The organism is Johannesbaptistia floridana (assembly GCF_057440575.1).
In genome coordinates this window covers 1-3,557 of sequence record NZ_JALKVM010000070.1, presented here as the reverse complement: position 1 = coordinate 3,557, position 3,557 = coordinate 1, and the positions used below count along the sequence as shown (strand labels likewise).

Annotated in this window: 3 protein-coding genes; all 3 read left to right on the top strand. The window is 35.8% G+C overall.

Annotation, left to right across the window (positions count from 1 at the left end; genetic code table 11):
* The first annotated feature begins 162 nt into the window (after window positions 1-162).
* Genes MW688_RS05240 through MW688_RS05230 form a run of 3 tightly spaced genes read left to right on the top strand, consistent with a single transcriptional unit; the run spans window position 163 to window position 3,125 of the window.
* Window positions 163-1,119: a PhoH family protein gene (locus MW688_RS05240; RefSeq protein WP_486734875.1), complete on the top strand. Its 957-nt coding sequence runs from the start codon at window positions 163-165 to the stop codon at window positions 1,117-1,119.
* 9 nt (window positions 1,120-1,128) lie between these two features.
* Window positions 1,129-2,283 (top strand): methyl-accepting chemotaxis protein, encoded by a 1,155-nt coding sequence (locus MW688_RS05235; protein WP_486734874.1) that lies wholly within the window; start codon window positions 1,129-1,131, stop codon window positions 2,281-2,283.
* A 2-nt stretch (window positions 2,284-2,285) separates the two neighbouring features.
* Window positions 2,286-3,125, top strand: coding sequence for a flagellar motor protein (locus MW688_RS05230; RefSeq protein WP_486734873.1), 840 nt, complete (start codon window positions 2,286-2,288; stop codon window positions 3,123-3,125).
* The last annotated feature ends 432 nt before the right edge of the window (window positions 3,126-3,557 follow it).

The following is a 3,557-nucleotide window of genomic DNA, read 5'->3' as shown; positions in this document are numbered from 1 at the left end:
CCGCGCATTTACTAATGTATCTCCTTTCCCAGAGAATGTCAACCCTTTTGGGAAATTTTTTTTAACTTTTTTGGGGATGTACAGATACAACCTAGATATGATGCGGGTTTTAGAGAATTTGAGTTAAGCTAAATTTGTTGGATTAATCTAAAAAAATAACTGATGACAGCAGCATTAGAAAAAAAAGAGTTGCCAGATATGGCAGCAGCGATCGCCCTATCTGGTCCCCAAGAAAAAAATTTAAAGTTTCTCTCTCAACACACAGTCACCCAAATAACTCTCCGAGGTCAAGAATTATTTATCTCAGGTCAACCTAAAGCTATAAATAGATGCTTAAATATCATTGAATCTCTATCACCCTATTGGCAAAAAGGCGAAGCTATCAAGGAAACTGAACTGTTACTAGCAATTCAAGCGGTAGATACTAATCGTCAAGAGGAATATTTAGCTATACAAAACAACATAATCGCTAAAACCCGTCACGGAGAATTAATCAAAGCCAAAACTTTTCGCCAAAAACAATATATAGAAGCAATTCAAAAACACGATTTAACTTTTTGTATAGGTCCTGCGGGAACAGGAAAAACTTTCTTAGCGGCAGTATTAGCAGTTAAAGCATTACTAAACGAAGAGTGCGATCGCCTGATTTTGACTCGGCCTGCCGTAGAAGCAGGAGAAAAACTAGGATTTCTCCCCGGTGATTTACAACAAAAAGTTAACCCCTTCCTCCGTCCTCTCTACGACGCACTTTACGAATTTATTGAACCTGCCAAAATACCAGAATTAATGGAACGAGGTAAAATTGAAGTAGCACCTTTAGCATATATGAGAGGGCGTACCCTTAATCAGGCTTTTGTCATAGTAGATGAAGCTCAAAATACCACGCCAGAGCAATTAAAAATGGTCTTAACACGTCTAGGGAATGGCTCCCGCATGGTAGTAACTGGAGATATTACCCAAATAGACCTAGGTAAAAATCAAGATTCAGGATTAGTAGTAGCACAAAAAATACTCAAGTCAGTAACTGGTATAGCCTTTTGTCAATTTTCCCAAGCCGATGTGGTCCGTAATCCCCTAGTTCAAAGAATAGTAGCTGCCTACGAAAAACACTCTAGCTGATAATCAATCATGTTTGAATTTATAACCAACTCAATAGCAGGGTTTAGCTTATTACCCTCTTATCTAGTAATAGTTACTATTTTTCTGGTAATTATTCCCACAATCATCACAATTTTGCTGCGTTTTGCTATATTTCTACACTTGAGTAGTTTAGTGTCTAAAGTCAGAAAACTACTAAAAGGAGAAACCTTAAATAAATCTCCGAAAATAATTCATTACTTAGAAGCAAGAATGGAGAGAGGAGGTGGACAAAAAGAAAAAATGAATACACCAGCTTTAGTAGCTAGTAGCTATAGCCAAGAAAAATTCCGTTTCTTTGGGATACCTCTAGACTGTGAATCAGTAGAAGAATTTACCCGTAACTTACCAAACTTACTCTTAGCCTTTGGACTATTTGGTACTTTCTTAGGTATAACAATCAATTTAGCCAATTTAAGTCAAACCTTAACTCAAGCAGAACTAAATGACGTGGGTAGCTTAATTCAAGAATTAGATCAACCACTCCAGGGAATGGGTATCGCCTTTGTGACTAGTTTAGTAGCAGTATTTTGCAGCGCCTTACTCACTGTCATCAATTTGATATGGAATACGAATATAGCCAAAATAAGCTTACTAAACTCTTTAGAAGACTACTTAGATAATGTGTACTGGCTAAGCATAACCCCTGTTTCTATCCAAAGCCAAGAAGAGAGTTTAAAGAAACTAGTAAATGAATTGAGTAGATTTGTCAACGTTTTCCCCACAGAATTTAGTTCAACTCTAGAACAGGTTTTAGAAAAATCAATAATCCAACCAGTCAGAGAAATAACCTTAGAAAATCAAAAAATCAGCCAAAATACCGAGCAAGTATATTTAGAATTAAGAGAATCATCTCTAAAAATGGCTAAAAGTTCCGTTAACTTTGCTGAAGCAGTAAAGATTTTAGAAGAAAGTCGTTTTGCCGAAAAGCTATCAACTGCCATTGGAGATTTAGCGATCGCCCAAAATCAGTTCTCTCAATCAGCATTAATACTCAATCAATCCACCAAATCATTAGAAGATAACTTAGAATTGAGGCAGAAGTCTATACTAAAAATTATTCGTCTTACAGAAGAAATGACTAGTATCAACGAAAAATATAATTTAATTCTCAATCTTAAGCAAGCAGAAAATGATTTACATTAGCCATGTCTAAAAAATGGAATTACCACCAAGAAAACGATAATCTAAATATTTGGCCATCTTTCACCGATTTGATGTCCAATGCCTTTATGATTATCAGCTTATTTTTACTTTTAGCACTATTTAAAGCCTTATTTCTCAAAACCACAGCTAACGAAACACAATTAAATCTAAGTGAAGTAGAAGGCAGAGTCTTAGAATTAGAACAGGAATTAAGTCTACTCGGTAACGAATTAAGACGTAAAAACTCAGAACTGAGACGTTCAGAAAACCAAGCTAATATTCTAGAAAGGCAATTAGAGAGAAATAGTGAAGAGATAGAAGCCTTAGAAGAAACTATAGAAATTTTACAATCAGCGCCTCCAGTAGTAATTATAGAAAACTCGGGAGAATTTCAGTTTGAATCAGGAAGCGCAGAAATTCCCGAAAAATTAAAAACCTATATCAATACAGAATTAGTAGAACGTATAGAAGAAGTTACAGCAGCAAGAGGTATTTATGTAGTAGAAGTGATTGGACATACGGATGGTCAAATTACTAATCAAAATAACAGTAATTTAGATAGAAATCTTGAAGCAGTTGCCAAAGGAGAAAAAGCAGTAAGTACACTCAATCCAGGTTCTAATGCTGATTTAGGCTTAATGAGGGCTTTAGAAGTTGTTAAAGAATTACAAGCAGTTCAAGAATTAGGACGCTTAGAAGGGTTACAATTTAGGGCCTATTCAGCGGCACAATTACTCTTACCTTCAGGAGAATTTGCTTCACCAACCCGAGAAGCTGATGCCAATAGACGCAGAATTGAAATTAGATTTTCTCCCTTAGGTAAAGCGGAAACAGTTAGATAGGGCTTACCTCAGACCCTCGCATCTTTATCCAAAGTTACTTGTGGATGAATCTTGAAGTCTTGAAGTCTTGAAGTCTTGAAGTCTTGAAGTAAGAAGTAATGAGTTTTGAAGTAATGAGTAATATGATGTCCGTTTAATTAGTTATGATAAAGTTCTACCTTCGTACCTTCTTCCTTTCCTTCTGCCTCGGTGCCTCTCTTGCCTCTCTTGCCTCACCTCATTTTTATTGTAAGTATTCACCCGAACTTGATATAATGAGTTAAAGAATTAATGCTCAACGCTTAAAAATTGGTTGACCTTTGCTACTTTTCTTAGGCGAAAGAGAAATGAACTTTTTCTGAGGTTAATTTAGTACATAAGTACTGATGCTAGATATGAGTTATAGCAATGAGCGTTGTAGTGTTAACAATATTTATATTTACAGATCCCCCC